The organism is Mycobacterium attenuatum, assembly GCF_900566085.1.
GTDB classification, from domain to species: domain Bacteria; phylum Actinomycetota; class Actinomycetes; order Mycobacteriales; family Mycobacteriaceae; genus Mycobacterium; species Mycobacterium attenuatum.
The window spans coordinates 1-14,874 of sequence record NZ_UPHT01000082.1; the positions used below are offsets into that span (position 1 = coordinate 1).

Genomic DNA, 14,874 nt, shown 5'->3' on the forward strand with positions numbered 1-14,874 from the left:
TCATCACCGGCACCAAACCAGCACACGACACGAGATTGTCATCATCGAACACCGCCGACGAGGGCGCGAACCTGTGACACACTCTCACCGAAAGTGCCTTTCTTGAGCTGGACGATTGTTGTCTGGAAACTCCAATCATCCCAGGTCAAAAGGCACTTTCCTCATCTCGACACCCGAAACGAACCCAATCCATCCGTGGATCGAGGTTTAGTACCAGCCCGGTGGTAGACCACCCGGGAAGCATTCACCACCCGTTCCGCACGGCGGCCAAGCAGGCGGTGCGGGAGGCGGCGATGGATAAGGTTCTCCCGGTGGTGGTGGCGGCGGCGCGGGGCACGGCTCGAACTTTGTGCCGCCCAAACCGAATGGGGGCCATGGGTTGGGGAACGTAGGCGTCGGTTCCCCCGGCGCCGGCGGCGGTTCCCATGGCGGCCAACATCTCGGAGAGCATTGACCACCCATTCCGCACGGAGGCCACGAATGTGGCGGCGGAGGCGAATCCGACGGGTCCGGAGGTGCGGGTGTCTCCGATTCTGCCGGTGGAGCCGGGGGCGGCGAGGTCGGGTCCGCTTGTGCCGAGCCCGCCCCCGTGCCCAGCGCGGCCATGCCGAGCGCACCGGCGAAGAGGAATCGGGTCAATGTGTGCCTGGTCTTCATCTCGGCGTCCTTTTCGCGATGATGCCATCGCAAGCGCAGTATCGGTGAATTCTCCCGATGTATAGGCCATTACGAATTGGCTGCATCCGCGCGCTTTCTGTTAGGCAGAGGCCTGGTGCGCCGGTGAGACGCTCGGTGCGCGGAATATCGTCATTGAATATCTACCAAGGGGTGACGTGAGCCGACTATACAACAGTACAGTTACCGGGGTCAATAATATACTGATAAATTACAGTTATGAAATCATAGGCACTATCGATAAATTTTGGTGACGCTTTGATCGGCCACCCTCAGTCCGGGGTTCGTCACGTCGGCCGGGTTTGACCGTGCATTGGGGCTCGTGGGGCTTCGCGCGGAGGATGCGTCGCCCATATGCTTGCGCTGATGTCTGAGACAACTACGTGCGCGATCATCGGCGGCGGCCCGGCCGGCATGGTGCTCGGGCTGCTGCTGGCCCGCGCAGGGGTGCAGGTCACCCTGGTGGAGAAGCACGGCGACTTTCTCCGGGATTTCCGTGGCGACACGGTGCATCCGACGACGCTGCGGCTACTCGACGAGCTGGGGTTGTGGGAGCGTTTCGCGGCGTTGCCCTTCAGCGAGGTTCGCAAGGCCACTCTCGATTCTGGCGGGCATTCGGTGACCTACGTCGACTTCGAGCGACTGCGACAACCCCACCCCTACATCGCGATGGTGCCGCAATGGGACCTGCTCAACCTGCTCGCCGAGGCGGCTCAGGCCGAGCCGACCTTCACATTGCGCATGAAGACCGAAGCCACCGGGCTGCTGCGCGAGGGAGGCCGGGTGGTCGGAGTGCGTTACCGGGGGCCCGACGGTCCCGGTGAGTTACGGGCGGAGCTGACCGTGGCGTGCGACGGTCGCTGGTCAATGGCCCGCCAGCAGGCCGGGCTCCGTGCCCGCGACTATCCGGTGGAGTTCGACGTGTGGTGGTTCAAGCTGCCACACGAGGACACGGCGCAGTTCTCATTGCTGCCGCGGTTTGGACCGGGCAAGGCCTTGGTGGTGATACCCCGCCAGGGGTACTTCCAGATCGCCTACCTGGGGCCCAAGGGCGGCGACGCCGCGTTGCGGGCGCGCGGCATCGAGGCCTTCCGCCGCGATGTCGCGGCGCTGGTTCCCGAGGCCGCCGACTCGGCGGCAGCGCTGCCGTCCATGGACGAGATCAAGCATCTCGACGTGAAGGTGAACCGGCTGCGGCGCTGGCACACCGATGGGTTGCTGTGCATCGGCGACGCTGCGCATGCGATGTCCCCGCTGGGTGGCGTCGGGATCAACTTGGCCGTGCAGGATGCCGTCGCCGCGGCGACCATCTTGGCCAAACCCCTGCTGCGCCACCGGGTTACCGGTCGCGACCTGGCCGCGGTGCGGCGCCGCCGGCTATTTCCCACCGTGGTCACCCAAACGGTGCAACGGGTTTTACACCGGATGCTGGTGGGCCCGCTGCTTGGCGGCAAGGACCCGACCCCGCCGGCGACGCTGCTCGCGGTGGTGGACAAGCTGCCGTGGCTCGCGATGGTGCCCGCCTACTTCGTGGGCGTCGGGGTTCGACCCGAGCATGCCCCGGCCTTCGCCCGCCGCCGGTCCGGCGACACCCACGGCTGACCCTCGACGCGCCCTGAAGCCCGCGATACCGGGCGTTTGACAACGCCGTGTCGAGGATACTTACTGGATGGGAGTCACCGGAGTCGCTGATGTAGTGTCCACAGCGACCGAAGAAGGGGCGACACGATGATCGCGACGAAGCTCGCCGGGAAAGCCGTCATCGCCGCAGTGTTAGGGGGAGCCGCGCTCGGAGTCGGGGGTGCTGTCGCGCAGGCTGACCCCGTGGAGCCGTGGATTCCGCCGGGCCCGCATATCGATGATCGGGGCATCGTCAACCCCGTACCGCCTGGGCAGGTGCAGCAAGTCTGTCCTTGGCAGGCGCCGCCCGGTCACTGGATCGGGGGTCCGCACGGGTTGCCGTGCAGCTGACTTTGGTGCAGTGAATGCCAGGTCCGGCCGGTGGAGCAGGCTCCATCAGCCAGTTTTACGTTGACCACACGCCACCTGAGAAGCAGATCGGCCGCCGGCACCGAGAGCGGCCAGCATGCCCGCGGCGGCCTGCTGCCAGGTGAACGTTTCGGCGCGGCGCCTTGCGCAGCTACGACGTACGTGCTCGGGCCTGTCGACGAGGCTGCTGACGGCCGCCGCGATGGCGGCGGGGCTGTTGCCGGCTGATGCGCCGCTGTCCGTGGTGATGATTTCGGCAAGCGCCGACGTTCGCGACACCACCACAGGAGTGCCGCAGGCCAGTGATTCCAGCGCGGCCAGCCCGAAGGTTTCGTGTGGCCCGGGCGCCAGCGTCACATCGGCGCAGGCCAGCAGGGTGGCGACGGTGTGGCGGTCGGAGATGAAACCGGTGAAGGTGACGGGTAGACCGGCGGCCTGCCGTTGCAGCCTGGCGCGCAACGGGCCCTCGCCGACGACGACCAGGCGGGCGTCGACACCCGAGTCACACAATGCGGCGACCGCGCCGATGCTGCGATCGGCACGCTTTTCCACCGACAGCCGGCCGCAGTGGACCAGCAAGAGCTGCGCCGGTGCGGCAAAGCGTTGTCGTACCAGGGCGCTACGCCGACGGGGGTGGAAGGTGTGTAGATCGACACCCAGCGGGACAGTGGCGACGTTCGTCGCGCCGATGCGGTCGAATTCTGCCCGCGCGAAGGCGGTGGTACACACCACCGTGTCGTAGTCGGCGGCGGTTCGTCGGTTCGCCGCGTCGGCGAATGCCTCGGCCGTGCGTCGCGGAAGCAGATGGCCCGCAAAGCGATCGAGGCGTTCGTGGGAGATCATGACCGTCGTCACGCCACGGTCGCGTCCCCAGCGGCCCAGTGACCGCAGCGTGAGGCGGTCGGAGACCTCCAAGGCGTCGGGCCGCAGCGTTTCCAGCAACGCTCGCACCGGTGCGGGCAGCACCGCGCGATAACCTCCGGTGAATGGAATCAGCTTGGCCGGCAAGGTGATTCGTACGACGCCGGTGCTCAGCCGACTATGGGTGGCATGGGCGCCGGGAACGATGAGAAATACCTGGTGGCCACCTGCGCAGTATTCCGATCCCAACCGGTCGACGGCCGTGCGGAGCCCACCGGAACGAGGTCCGTAGAAGTTGGCGACCTGCACGACGCGCATACCGTGAGAAAAACGGTCGCTCGTGTGCGGTCCATGAGGTCCGATCGAGCAGCGCCTGAACGGCCGATGAACTCCTGCTCAGGATGGCTGGCCAGACACCGGCCGGGATTACCGCGGCTGCCGGAGTCAGCTGGGCTTCTTGAGGTGGGGCCCCAGCATCTGTTGCCACGCCTTGGACATGTTCTGGAATTCCTCCTCGCAATTGCCGGCGCGGTCTTCCGGAAGGTCGCCGGAGGCGACCATGTTGGCGTTGGCCGCCGGGTCCGACCCGTAGATCCAGCACTCCCAGTTGTACATGCGGGTGATGTCCATCGAGTGCCCGTCCCAGAACGGGAGATCGTTGGCGTCGCCGGACTCCTTGGCGCTCAACTTCCAGTCCTGGGCGGTGTTGGTCGCGATCCGGACACCGTTGGGATAGGGCTTTCCGTCGGCGCCGGGAGCCAGCAGCATGAACGCCGAGAGCTGGTCGGCCACGTCTTCTTCGCGCCCGGTGAACGCAAGCTGGTAGATGGCCAGGGTGGCGTGACCGAGCTCGTGATAGAACCCCGAGGTCGTGGCGTCAACCGCGGCGACCACCGGATCGGAGTTGGCGTTGTCGGCGAACCTGTGCTCGCTTTGCTGAATGTCCTCGTAGCAGAGCGTTATCTCGTTGGTGTTGGGGTCCCAGTAATCGTTGGGCTCACCGCATTGTTTGCCGACCAGTCCCACGTCGTGGGGCAGATTCAGAGTGTCGTTGACCTGCTGCCCGAGTGCCTCCAGCAGTTTCGCATCCGTCATGAGCTGGCGGCCTTGCTGTGCGTCCGGTGTGTCGGCGTCTTCGTAGCGGGGGTTCATTCGTCCCGAGGAGGCGGGCTCGGTTGCCGTGGATGTGTTCGAGGCCTGGCTCGACCGCTGTCCCGACGGCGAGTTTTCGGCAGCCTTGTCGCTACCGGACCCGCTACACCCGGCAGCCACCAAAACCGCGGCGAGTGCCGCCAGCGCGGTCATCTGTGTATTCATCGCAGTGAACCCCTTCTTTCGGCGCAGCCCCCGGTCTCACGCTGAGGTGACCTCGCATCGGGCTTTTCGCTGAACCGCGTGAGATCTGTGAGAACGGTACGACACTGGAGCCAACCGGATGCGGATTTGCGATGCTGAACCCAAACGCTGGGACCTGTGGTGGCGGCCAACCGAATTGCGGACAATCGGCATGCCGTCAGGCACCAAACCGATGCCCGTCGACTGGCGGCGCCGGGGTGCTCGTCGCCGTGGGCGGGCTCTGAAATTGCCGGGCGGATGGACCACGACCGGGGTGATGGCGGACGATCTCTCAATGGCCGCCGACGCCACCCCGGAATGGGGGAAACGTCCCGACATGATCGTGCATGCGGACGTGCCCTACAACGCTGAGCCGCCGGTCACAGAGCTGGCCGGCAGCGACATCACCTCAGCCGCTGCGTTCTACGTCCGCAATCATGGGCGTGTCCCCGCAATAGCGCCCGCACAGTGGTGCCTGACGGTCGGCGGGTGCGTGGGCAATCCGCTGACGCTGACCTACGAGCAGCTGGTCAGTGATTTCCCGCAGCACAGCGTCGTGGCGACATTGGCCTGCGCGGGGAACCGGCGCGCCGAGCTGCTGCGCGTGCGGTCGATCCCGGGTAAGGAGCCCTGGCAGCGCGGCGCGATCTCCACTGCACAGTGGCGTGGGGTGCGCCTGGCCGACGTTCTCGGTGCGGCCCGGACCCACGTCCAAGATGGTCTGCATGTCGCCTTCGAGGCTCCCGACGTGGCTCCGGAGGCCCGGCCGGTCCAGACCTACGGCGGTTCCATCCCGTTGGGCAAGGCGATGTCGGCCGAAGTGCTGTTGGCATGGCAGATGAATTCCGAACCGTTGCCGGCTGCGCACGGCGGCCCGGTCCGGGTGGTGGTGCCGGGCTACATCGGCGCCCGCAGTGTCAAGTGGGTCAGCGCGGTCACCGTGCAGCCCGGCCCGTCGGAGAACTACTTCCAGGCGCTTGACTACCGGATCCTGCCCCCCGAGGCAGATCTGCGGACCACCGCTGCCGGAGAAGGCATTTCGCTGTCGACGTTGGCGCTCAACTGCGACATTCTGCACCCCGTCGACGGTGCCGAAGTCGGCGCCGGTGCCCTCGCCATCCGCGGCTACGGCATCGCCGGCGATGGTCACGGCGTCGCGCGTGTCGACGTATCGCTCGACCGCGGGCGCACCTGGCGCCAAGCCGAGCTGCACCCCGCGCCTAGCAGGTGGTCGTGGCGGCCATGGTCGTCGATTGTCGAGGTCGAGCCCGGTCCGTTGCACGTCACCGCCCGCGCGTGGGACGACACCGGGGCGTTGCAGCCGCAGTCGCCGGTGTCGCTGTGGAATCCGGGTGGCTACGGCAACAATGCCTGGGCCAGCACCGCATGCACTGTGCGCTAACTCGGCACCGGTGCGCCGTTGTGGCCGTCGTCGGATGAGCCTCCTGGCCGGCGTGGCCGCGGCTCCTTCTGCTCAGGGCTCTGACAGCAACAACATAACTCGCCCACCGGAAGCCGTTGCGGGAAAGGCGTTTTCGTTGAATCCGTAGTACCTGCGTTGGGTCGCGGTCACGGCGTCGATCACCTTGCCGGTGGCACTGAGTTCGCCGTGGTGGACGTGGGCCATCACGCCCTTGAAATCCGGCACCGCCATCGAATCGGCGAGCAGCAACGCCTCACCGCCGGTCGGCAGCGTCACCAGAATGCCCGCGCCGGCATAGTTGTTGCCGCCTCGGCCGGTTCCCTGCGGCGCCCAGTAGACGGGCTCAGACGCCACTTTGCCTGTCACGCGCCGATATTGGCCCGGATACTGCGCATCGGCAACACTGACGACGGGCAACGCGGCGATGGTGCGCTGCTCCTTCATCCACATGGCACCGAGCGGGATGCACACGATCGCATACATCAGTACCACCAGAACCAGCACCGGTTTCCAGGCGACTTCCCAGCCGAGCCGGCGCGGCGAGATCGGCAGGCCCCGCAGTTGCTCGTCCAGCCGGCGGCGGCCGACGCGGAATACATACCAGGCCAAAATCCGCGCCAGCGCCATGCAGGCAAGGATGATCAGCCCGGCAATCCCGCACGCCCGGAAGTAGAAGGTGCTGTCGCCTTGGTTGACTGTCACCGCGACCATGACACCGGGGATCGGTGCCGTCAACAGCAGCAGCAGTGCATACGACGGGTGGCTGGTCAGGTAGGGATAGGTCACCGTCCAGGCCCGGTTTCCGCCGTAGACGGTGAGCGTTCCGACGTTGGCGTGGACCGTCGGCGTCCACGAACCTTGGGCGATCCGCGGTTTCACGAGGGAACGCACGAACAAGAATCCGAAGACGAGCGCGACCACCAGGGCTCCCCAGAATGTCGCGTCGAGCCGCTCGCCGGTGCCGGGCACCCCGAAGGCGCCATGGATGTCGATGACTTTGCCGATGAAGAAGGTCAATGGCATGACGAAGAACAGTTCCAGCAACCAGACCTGGATCAGCTGCGGAATGCGGGAGCCGATTCGGTCGAAGGCCAGCACGCGTTGCCAAAGAAACCGCAAAACGCCCATGACCGGGCACCCTATCTACTCCGGAATCGCCGAAAGGGGCATTTCACTGATCACAACCGATCCGCTGGGCGACGCGGGCGGATCAGTACCGATAGCCGGTACTGGTGCCCAGGATCTCCACCGCCGCGTTGATGTTCGGGATGACCGTGGGCCCGTACCGGCTGACGATCTGTCCCAGCGCGCGCGAGACGTGCGGACCGACGGCGTCGGCGGCCAGGATGTCCTCGGCGATGACGATGCCGTTCACCATGTGTGCGGCCAGCAGGCGACCGTCGTGGGCGACCTCATAGCGCCAATCACCGATCTGGATTCGTTCCGGGTTCGATCGGAACAGGCCACGCCGTGCGGCGGTGTGAATCACCCCCGGAAGGTTGGCGAAAACGTTGACCACCAACGCGACTCCGCCGGGGCCGGCGAGCGCGGCGCCGATGGTTCGGCTCACCTGCTCCGCGTCGAAATGGGTCATCAGTTATCCATGGGCAACACGAACGACGGCGTGATGGTTTCCCCGCTGCCGGTGCGGCGTACGGCCGTCCCGGCCGTGTAGTACTCGACCGTGTGCAGGCCCCACGCATAGTTGGAGATCGCGAAATGCACCCCCACGACACCGGTCGCGCCGTCTCGTTCCGCTTCGCTTTGCATACGCGACATCGCCAGTTCTCGAGCTTGGTAGTTGCCCTGGGTCCACTGCGGCATCTCCATATTGCGGCCGATCTGTTTCAGCGTCTGCATGAACCCCTGCACGGCGATGTGGAACACGCAGTTGCCCATCACGAACGCCACCGGGCTGAAGCCCGACCGCAGCAGCGTCACCATGTCCTGCCCGGACAGGTGGCTGGAGAATGCTTGCCCGTTGGGACGCCGAAATGCCCCGGGCTTGGCGGTGTAGCGCACCGCCGTGCCGACCGCCATGAACTCCAGATGCTCGCCGCCTTCACCGTGATGACGCCAGTTGAGCCGGACCCCGACGATCCCGTCCGCCTTGAGCGCGTCGGCTTCGGCCTGCATGCGCGCCATCGCATTCCAGCGCGCGCGATAGGTCGCCTCGGTGAGGACGCCCAATTCCTGTTGCTGGCGCATGCCGCTGAACTGGAAGCCGACGTGATAGACCGAGACACCCATCACCAGCTCGATGGGTTCGAACCCGGCGCCGTGCAACAGCGCGAACTCGTTGATCGACAAGTCGGACGTGAATGACTTTTCGGCGTGCGACAAACGGTCGCTGGCCACCGGGTCGAGCGAGCCTGGTTGCATGTGCGAGTGTCCCTTCTGTGGTTTGCGTCAGCGTACGACGAGTCCCGCGCCAGCGTCGGCGATATCCGGCCTCCGTTGCTCCCGCGCCGGCCGGTGATCCCGCGTGGTGGCGGTGTCCGGCCGCGATCCGGCCACAGCCGCCGGGTCGGCCGGCGACGGCATGCGGGGTCGGTTCCCGCCGTAATGTCTTATACCGCAGGTGATTCGGTAACCGCCCGCGCCGGCGGTCAACGAGACAGCGTGATCGCCCGTTCCGGGCAGTTTTCGGCGCCCGTCACCGCCTGCCGCTCCAGTTCGCCCGAGACCGCCGCGACCCGCACGATGGAATGTCCTACCTCGTCGGCATCGAAGACGCCGGGCGCCAGGGTGTAGCAGCGTCCATGGCCGGTGCAGCGATCAGGATCGACCGAAACGCGCGTCATAGGGCCACCGGGAACGTCAGGGGCAGTGCTTGCACCGAGCGCAGGGCAGCGGTGTAGACCAGCTGGGTGCCGGGCTTGATCTCGTAATCCGGGATGCGGCGGTGGAATTCGCGCAACGCCACCCGCAGCTCCATGCGCGCCAGGTGGGAGCCGAGGCACCGGTGCGGACCGCCGCCGAAGGCGCGGTGCCGGTTCGGGTTGCGGGTGAAGTCCACCAGTTCGGGATCGGGGAACTCCGCCGGGTCGGTGTTGGCCGCGCCGAGCAACGGGCTGACCCGTTCGCCCTTGCTGATCGGGCAGCCCCCCACTTCGACGTCTCGCATAGCCACCCGGGCGACGCCGGGTACCGGAGTCTCCCAGCGCAACAGCTCCTCGACCGCATGCGGCAAGATGTCGGGCTGCTCGATGAGTTGACGACGATGCTCGGGGTGTCGGGCCAGGTAGACGAAGAAGCAGTCGAGCGAGTCGGTGACCGTGTCCAGGCCCGCGATCAAGAACAGGAAGCAGATGTCGAGCAGCTCCTCGCGGGACAGCGGTTCGCCGGCGATCTGCGCCGCGATCATCGCGGACAGCACGTCGTCGCGCGGGTTGGCGACGTGGTCGTCGATGGCGCGGTCGAAGTATTCGTAGATCTGTTGCGCTACGCCCGCCGAAGCGTCGTGGCGGTCGTCGTAGCCGGTGGAGCCCGCGGGCCGGATCACGCCGTCCTTCCATTCCAGGAATTTGTCGAGGTCTTCTAGGGGAAGGCCCAGCAGCTGCAGGAAGACGGTGCACGGCAGCGGCACCGCGAACTCGGCATGGAAGTCGCATTCGCCCCGGGCGGCGAACCGGTCGATCATTTCGTTGACCAGCTCGGTGACGTAGGGTTCGCGCCGCGCCATCTCCCGGGGAGTGAACAGCGGATCGAGGATACGGCGGTACTTGGCGTGTTCGGGCGGGTCGATTTGCAGCGGGATCAGCGGCCGCAGGTTGCCGAGATCGACGGCATCCATGTTGGAGGAGAACAGGTCGGTGCGTTTGAGCGCCATCTCGATGTCGGCGAGCCGGCTCAGCACCACCGCCTGCGGCGCCCGGAACACCGGAGTCGACTCGCGCAGTGCCTTGTACATGGGCTGTGGTTCGGCGATGCCGGTCACCGCCTGGTCGACATACCCCTCGGTTTCTGTCATGCAGATAGCGTGGCACCGCCGCCGGGAGCAGGGCAATGCCTGCCGACCCTTTATATTGCAAAAATACGTAACTTACCGATGTTATGGTTTCGGCGCTGGCGTGCTCACCCGGAAGCCGGTTCGTGTGACCGGCCGCGGTGGCGTTTGCGGGCCAGTGACATGGCGCTGCGCACCGCGCCGCGCACCGTGTAAGCGGCAGCCACCACCGACAGCACGATCAGCAGGATGAACGTGGGCAGCCAGTTGCTGCGGCTGTGGCTGACTTCCCACCAGATGATCGTGAACAGCAACGCGCACAGCAGCAGTACGATGTCGCGCCAGTTGCCCTGGTAGGACATTGCGGCTTTACGCAGCGCGCGACTCCGGTCGGCGGCGTCCACCAGATCACCGATGCGTTCGTTGATCGTGCGTTCCAGATCGGCGCGTTGCGGGGCGTCGGCGGGTAGCCGGTCGAGCAGGTCCATGTCCTGCTTGAGCTGGCCGCGAAAGTCGGTGCCCTTGAATTGCCCGGCCGCAACGGCCAGCATGACACCGCCGAAGACGGGCGCACTGCCCAACGCAAGCTCTCGCAGACCCGACACTGCATTCCTCCTTCGGGCACTGACCGCCGGCAGCGCATACCGGGCCAGAACGGAAAGCGGCAACCGTGACGCCCTCGGCCGGTCGTGAACCGGTTACGTGATCCGAGCAGGACTATAGGCGCTGAGCGGTCAGTTGGCGCTCCCGGGTTGGGGCCGGTCACCGGGGCCGGTATCGACCGTGGCGTCGACGACGGACGTCGGATACCCCGGCGCTGCCCACCTTCCAGCAACCTTGCACCTGGGAGCGTCGAAGGACCAAATCGCCTCAACGGCAACGTGTTTGCAATTCCGCGACGCCAAGGCCGCTGGCCACAGCGCACCTCGAGCCGGTGCGAATTCGCTGGCGTGCGGTGCTAGCCGCGCGGTGAGCGCAGCCGCTAACATCGCAGGAATGGCTGAGGCGGGCGTAGCGGGGCGGCGTGCCAACAAGCGGGGCCTGGCCACGCGCGAAAGCATGCTCGAGGCCGCGATACGGTCGCTGGCCTCCGGGGACCCCGCAGCCGCGTCGGCCAATCGCATAGCCAAGGACAGCGGCGCGACCTGGGGCGCGGTGAAGTACCAATTCGGCGACATCGACGGGTTCTGGGCCGCAGTGCTGCACCGCACCGCGCAGCGACGCGGGGAGTTGCCGTCGAATGCCGTCTCCGGCGGTCCGCTGCACGAGCGGGTCTCGGTCATCATCGACACCCTGTACGAGGGGCTGATCTCCAGCGACTCCCGGGCGATCGAGACGCTTCGCCGCGCACTGCCCAACAACCGTGCCGAACTCGAGCGGAACTATCCCCGAACCGCTGCCGAACTGGCGTCCTGGCACCAAAGCTGGGCGACGGCCTGCCAGAAGGCATTCGCGGACCTGAATGTGGATCCCGACCGGCTACGTGAGGTCGCCGCGTTCATCCCGGGAGCCATGCGCGGTATCACCTCCGAAAGACAGTTGGGCACCTACTCCGACCTCGACCAGGCACGCCGCGGGTTGACTAACGCCATCGTTGCGTATCTGGGAAATGCTGGGGCACAATGCCTTTCCTAAGAGTGTCGACACCCTTGCGGGCATTTTGCTGTCGCCCGCGACCAGAGCGGACCGTCGGGAAGTCCGGTGCGCCAGGCTATATGGGCACCGGGCGGGTGTAAACGGTTGTGGCCGAGCAGGATCGCCGCCGCTGGGACGAGCGTTACACCGACTTGGGAGCGCCAGCGGACGCCGCTGTCGGACCGCCCAGTGCCTTCGCTGGTTACACGGACGTATTCCCCACTGCGGGAAAGGCTCTCGACCTGGCCTGCGGCCAAGGGCAGGGCGCTGTCTGGTTGGCCCGCCGGGGGTTGCAGGTGTGGGGAGTGGACATCTCCCCGGTAGCGATCGAGCAAGCACGGGATCTGGCCGAGCGTTGCGGGGTCGCCGATCGCTGTCGGTTCGACGTTGTCGATCTTGAGCCGGGGTTACCGCCCGGGCCGCCCGTTGACGTGCTCGTCTGCCATAAATTCCTAAATCGTCGCCTGTACCAGCCGATAGTCAAGCGATTGGTACCCGGCGGGTTGTTGGCCGTTGCGGTGCTGAGCGAGGTCGATGCCGCCGCGGGGCCTTTCCGCGCCGGGCGCGGCCAGCTCCGCGCGGCGTTTGCCGAATTGCACATGATTGCCGCCGGCGAGGGTCAGGGCGAGGCCTGGGTGCTGGCGCGGACCTAACCGTCCCGCCCTGCGGTGCTGACGCCGCATCGGCGCGGCCGGATCCACCAAAACCCCGGTGCCGCAATGCCGTTAGCACGCGGAGCGCACATTCCGGTGCTGGGTCCCGCGTCGGTGGCGGGGTCGGCGGCACCGATCCCGGACGGCGGGAGCTGCCGGGTCAGATGTCGCCGGCTGCAACGATATCCAGCGGCACCTCGCGAGCACACGGGGCATTTTGATGAATTCACCGCCAGCGAACGAAAACTGTGCGAACCTGAACTGATATTGCGCAGAGCACCATCAGGGGGCAGTTATGTCCGAGCTTTTCCCGGCCTACCGGGCCAGCTGGGAAACCGATCAGCATCGCGAGTTGCGTAAGTACGCGGCCGAGTTCCTGCTGAAGGAGTCCACCCCCAACCAGGAACGCTGGGCTCGCGAGCATCAGGTCGATCGTGAGTATTGGAACAAGCTGGGCGACGCGGGTTTGCTCGGGCTGGACCTGCCCGAGCGGTTCGGCGGTGCCGGTGGCGACTTCGGTTATTCCGCAGTGTTCGCCGAAGAACAGGCACTGGCGCACGACACGTCGTCGGGCTGGGCAGTGCACTCGCCGATCGCAGCGCATTACCTCAACACCTACGGCACTGAGGAACAGAAGCAACGCTGGCTGCCCAGGGTCATCAGCGGCGACGCCGTGCTGGCGATCGCGATGACCGAGCCCGGTGCGGGCTCCGACCTGCAGGGGATCCGCACCACCGCCGTCCGCGACGGCTCACACTATGTGATCAACGGTTCGAAGACTTTCATTTCCAACGGAACTCACTGTGACTTGCTGATCATCGTCACCAAGACGGATTCGGCCGCCGGCGCCGCCGGAGTTTCCCTGATCGTCGCCGAAACCGACGAGAATCTGCACGGCTTCGAGCGCGGTCGGGTCCTGGAAAAGATCGGCCAGCATGGTCAGGACACTCGCGAGTTGTTCTTCTCGGACATGCGGGTGCCCGCCGCGAACCTGCTCGGCGACAACGAAGGTCTGGGCTTCTACCAGCTGATGGAGCAGTTGGCCCGTGAGCGCCTGATCATCGCCTCGCAGTGCGCCGGGCTGGCCGAATGCGCGGTGCTCGAGGCTATCCGCTACACCAGGCAGCGGGAGGCATTCGGGCGCCCACTGATCAAGTTCCAGCACAGCAGATTTGAGCTGGCGCAACTCAAGGCCGAGACGCTGTCGATCAAGACAACCGTCGACCACTGCGTCCAGCAGTACATCGACGGTAACAACGACCCGGCCACGGCGTCGATGGCCAAGCTGATCGCCGCGGACAAAGCTGTCGACATCGTCGATCGGTGCCTGCAGTTCTTCGGTGGCTACGGCTACATGATGGAATACCCCATCGCGCGCGCCTATGCGGCCGCACGGGTGACCAAAATCTACGGCGGCACAAGCGAAATCATGAAAGAGATCATCAGTCGTTCGCTCTAGGCGACGCTCGACTGTTCACGCGTCCGGTACTGTCACCAGCATGGAACGGCGCGTCCTCGAAGCGATCATCTACGAACGCGAACCGCCGATTGCGCGGATCATCCTGAATCGGGTCGACAAGGCCAACACCAAGGATGCGGTCCTGGTCACCGAGGTCGATGCCTGCCTGCACGAGGCCGACCGCGATAAAGAGATCAAAGTCGTCATCCTCAAGGCCAACGGCAAGGGCTTTTGCGGCGGGCACGTGGCGCGTTGGGATCCGGAGGAAAACCCCTACCCTGACTTCGGGAATACCTTCGAGGACCTGTACAAGGGCACCGCCGACTTGTTTCTGTGGCCCACGCTGTATCTGTGGGAGTTCCCCAAGCCGACGATCTCCCAGATCCACGGCTACTGCATGGGCGGCGGCATCTATCTGGGCCTGTTGACCGACTTCTGTGTCGCCTCCGAGGACGCGTATTTCCAGATGCCGCTTGCCCAAAGCCTGGGAGAGCCTGGCGGGCACACCATGATCGAGCCGTGGTTGCTGATGAACTGGCACCGCACCATGGACTGGTTGCTGCTGGCGCCGACGCTGTCGGCGCAGCAGGCCCTCGACTGGGGGCTGCTCAACAGGGTGGTGCCCCGCGAAGACCTGGAGGCCACCGTCGAGGACATGGCCGCCAAGATCGCCCAAATTCCGCTGACCACGCTGATGGCGGTGAAGAACAACGTGAAGCGGGCCTGGGAACTGATGGGTATGCGGGTGCATTTGCAGGTCAGTCACATCCTGACCAACATGGTCGGCGCCGCATCCGATGTGCAGGCGCGCCGGGCCGAACTGAGGCAGTCGGGAATGACGCCGCGCGATTTCGTCGCTGATTCCTACATGCCGCCACCGTGACGCTGCAGTCAC

15 protein-coding genes are annotated in these 14,874 nt (G+C 65.8%); 7 read left to right on the forward strand and 8 right to left on the reverse strand.

Annotation, left to right across the window (positions count from 1 at the left end):
* Window positions 1-1,041 precede the first annotated feature (1,041 nt).
* Window positions 1,042-2,277, forward strand: coding sequence for an FAD-dependent oxidoreductase (locus tag EET13_RS13875; protein WP_211189069.1), 1,236 nt, complete (start codon window positions 1,042-1,044; stop codon window positions 2,275-2,277).
* Window positions 2,278-2,403: 126 nt separating this feature from the next.
* The gene (locus tag EET13_RS13880) at window positions 2,404-2,646 is read left to right on the forward strand and encodes a hypothetical protein (RefSeq protein ID WP_122442843.1); all 243 of its coding nucleotides are present in this window, start codon (window positions 2,404-2,406) and stop codon (window positions 2,644-2,646) included.
* Window positions 2,647-2,691: 45 nt separating this feature from the next.
* Here EET13_RS13880 and EET13_RS13885 read toward each other — a convergent pair whose 3' ends face one another.
* Together EET13_RS13885 and EET13_RS13890 are read right to left on the reverse strand one after the other, a co-directional pair.
* Entirely contained in the window at window positions 2,692-3,843 is a 1,152-nt protein-coding gene (locus tag EET13_RS13885) for a glycosyltransferase (RefSeq protein WP_122442844.1), read from the reverse strand.
* A gap of 126 nt (window positions 3,844-3,969) precedes the next feature.
* Window positions 3,970-4,842 carry a DUF4344 domain-containing metallopeptidase gene (locus EET13_RS13890; RefSeq protein ID WP_122442845.1) on the reverse strand — a complete coding sequence of 291 codons (873 nt, stop codon included), beginning with the start codon at window positions 4,840-4,842 and terminating at the stop codon, window positions 3,970-3,972.
* Between the two features lie 295 nt (window positions 4,843-5,137).
* Here EET13_RS13890 and EET13_RS13895 point away from each other — a divergent pair, with 295 nt between their 5' ends.
* Window positions 5,138-6,262 carry a sulfite oxidase gene (locus EET13_RS13895; protein ID WP_122442863.1) on the forward strand — a complete coding sequence of 375 codons (1,125 nt, stop codon included), beginning with the start codon at window positions 5,138-5,140 and terminating at the stop codon, window positions 6,260-6,262.
* A gap of 72 nt (window positions 6,263-6,334) precedes the next feature.
* Here the strand turns inward: EET13_RS13895 and EET13_RS13900 are convergent, their stop codons facing one another.
* The 6 genes from EET13_RS13900 to EET13_RS13925 form a co-directional block, all read right to left on the reverse strand.
* Window positions 6,335-7,411: a hypothetical protein gene (locus tag EET13_RS13900; RefSeq protein ID WP_122442846.1), complete on the reverse strand. Its 1,077-nt coding sequence runs from the start codon at window positions 7,409-7,411 to the stop codon at window positions 6,335-6,337.
* An 82-nt stretch (window positions 7,412-7,493) separates the two neighbouring features.
* A complete protein-coding gene (locus EET13_RS13905; RefSeq protein WP_023374083.1) occupies window positions 7,494-7,877 on the reverse strand; it encodes a DUF5073 family protein in 384 nt (127 codons plus the stop codon).
* Complete coding sequence (locus EET13_RS13910) at window positions 7,877-8,665, reverse strand: heavy metal-binding domain-containing protein (RefSeq protein ID WP_023374086.1); 789 nt, start codon at window positions 8,663-8,665, stop codon at window positions 7,877-7,879. The genes EET13_RS13905 and EET13_RS13910 overlap by 1 nt, the downstream gene beginning before the upstream one ends.
* A 227-nt stretch (window positions 8,666-8,892) precedes the next feature.
* On the reverse strand, window positions 8,893-9,087 hold the full coding sequence (locus tag EET13_RS13915; RefSeq protein ID WP_122442847.1) for a ferredoxin: 195 nt from the start codon (window positions 9,085-9,087) through the stop codon (window positions 8,893-8,895).
* Window positions 9,084-10,256: a cytochrome P450 gene (locus EET13_RS13920; protein ID WP_023374090.1), complete on the reverse strand. Its 1,173-nt coding sequence runs from the start codon at window positions 10,254-10,256 to the stop codon at window positions 9,084-9,086. The genes EET13_RS13915 and EET13_RS13920 overlap by 4 nt, the downstream gene beginning before the upstream one ends.
* Window positions 10,257-10,360: 104 nt before the next feature.
* Window positions 10,361-10,783, reverse strand: a complete 423-nt coding sequence (locus EET13_RS13925; protein WP_211186433.1) for a hypothetical protein — start codon at window positions 10,781-10,783, stop codon at window positions 10,361-10,363.
* 445 nt (window positions 10,784-11,228) lie between these two features.
* Here EET13_RS13925 and EET13_RS13930 point away from each other — a divergent pair, with 445 nt between their 5' ends.
* The 4 genes from EET13_RS13930 to EET13_RS13945 all read left to right on the forward strand — a co-directional run bounded on the left by EET13_RS13930 (window position 11,229) and on the right by EET13_RS13945 (window position 14,862).
* Window positions 11,229-11,867 (forward strand): TetR/AcrR family transcriptional regulator, encoded by a 639-nt coding sequence (locus tag EET13_RS13930; RefSeq protein WP_122442849.1) that lies wholly within the window; start codon window positions 11,229-11,231, stop codon window positions 11,865-11,867.
* 107 nt (window positions 11,868-11,974) lie between these two features.
* Window positions 11,975-12,520: a class I SAM-dependent methyltransferase gene (locus EET13_RS13935; protein ID WP_122442850.1), complete on the forward strand. Its 546-nt coding sequence runs from the start codon at window positions 11,975-11,977 to the stop codon at window positions 12,518-12,520.
* Between the two features lie 295 nt (window positions 12,521-12,815).
* Complete coding sequence (locus tag EET13_RS13940; RefSeq protein ID WP_122442851.1) at window positions 12,816-13,979, forward strand: acyl-CoA dehydrogenase family protein; 1,164 nt, start codon at window positions 12,816-12,818, stop codon at window positions 13,977-13,979.
* 40 nt (window positions 13,980-14,019) lie between these two features.
* Window positions 14,020-14,862 carry an enoyl-CoA hydratase-related protein gene (locus EET13_RS13945; RefSeq protein ID WP_122442852.1) on the forward strand — a complete coding sequence of 281 codons (843 nt, stop codon included), beginning with the start codon at window positions 14,020-14,022 and terminating at the stop codon, window positions 14,860-14,862.
* Window positions 14,863-14,874: the final 12 nt, after the last annotated feature.

Excerpts from the sequence above, each read along its gene's own strand:
- EET13_RS13875 (WP_211189069.1), top strand. The coding sequence starts at position 1,042 with ATGTCTGAGACAACTACGTGCGCGATCATCGGCGGCGGCCCGGCCGGC.
- EET13_RS13880 (WP_122442843.1), top strand. The coding sequence starts at position 2,404 with ATGATCGCGACGAAGCTCGCCGGGAAAGCCGTCATCGCCGCAGTGTTA.
- EET13_RS13885 (WP_122442844.1), bottom strand. The coding sequence starts at position 3,843 with ATGCGCGTCGTGCAGGTCGCCAACTTCTACGGACCTCGTTCCGGTGGG.
- EET13_RS13890 (WP_122442845.1), bottom strand. The coding sequence starts at position 4,842 with ATGAATACACAGATGACCGCGCTGGCGGCACTCGCCGCGGTTTTGGTG.
- EET13_RS13895 (WP_122442863.1), top strand. The coding sequence starts at position 5,138 with ATGGCGGACGATCTCTCAATGGCCGCCGACGCCACCCCGGAATGGGGG.
- EET13_RS13900 (WP_122442846.1), bottom strand. The coding sequence starts at position 7,411 with ATGGGCGTTTTGCGGTTTCTTTGGCAACGCGTGCTGGCCTTCGACCGA.
- EET13_RS13905 (WP_023374083.1), bottom strand. The coding sequence starts at position 7,877 with ATGACCCATTTCGACGCGGAGCAGGTGAGCCGAACCATCGGCGCCGCG.
- EET13_RS13910 (WP_023374086.1), bottom strand. The coding sequence starts at position 8,665 with ATGCAACCAGGCTCGCTCGACCCGGTGGCCAGCGACCGTTTGTCGCAC.
- EET13_RS13915 (WP_122442847.1), bottom strand. The coding sequence starts at position 9,087 with ATGACGCGCGTTTCGGTCGATCCTGATCGCTGCACCGGCCATGGACGC.
- EET13_RS13920 (WP_023374090.1), bottom strand. The coding sequence starts at position 10,256 with ATGACAGAAACCGAGGGGTATGTCGACCAGGCGGTGACCGGCATCGCC.
- EET13_RS13925 (WP_211186433.1), bottom strand. The coding sequence starts at position 10,783 with ATGCTGGCCGTTGCGGCCGGGCAATTCAAGGGCACCGACTTTCGCGGC.
- EET13_RS13930 (WP_122442849.1), top strand. The coding sequence starts at position 11,229 with ATGGCTGAGGCGGGCGTAGCGGGGCGGCGTGCCAACAAGCGGGGCCTG.
- EET13_RS13940 (WP_122442851.1), top strand. The coding sequence starts at position 12,816 with ATGTCCGAGCTTTTCCCGGCCTACCGGGCCAGCTGGGAAACCGATCAG.
- EET13_RS13945 (WP_122442852.1), top strand. The coding sequence starts at position 14,020 with ATGGAACGGCGCGTCCTCGAAGCGATCATCTACGAACGCGAACCGCCG.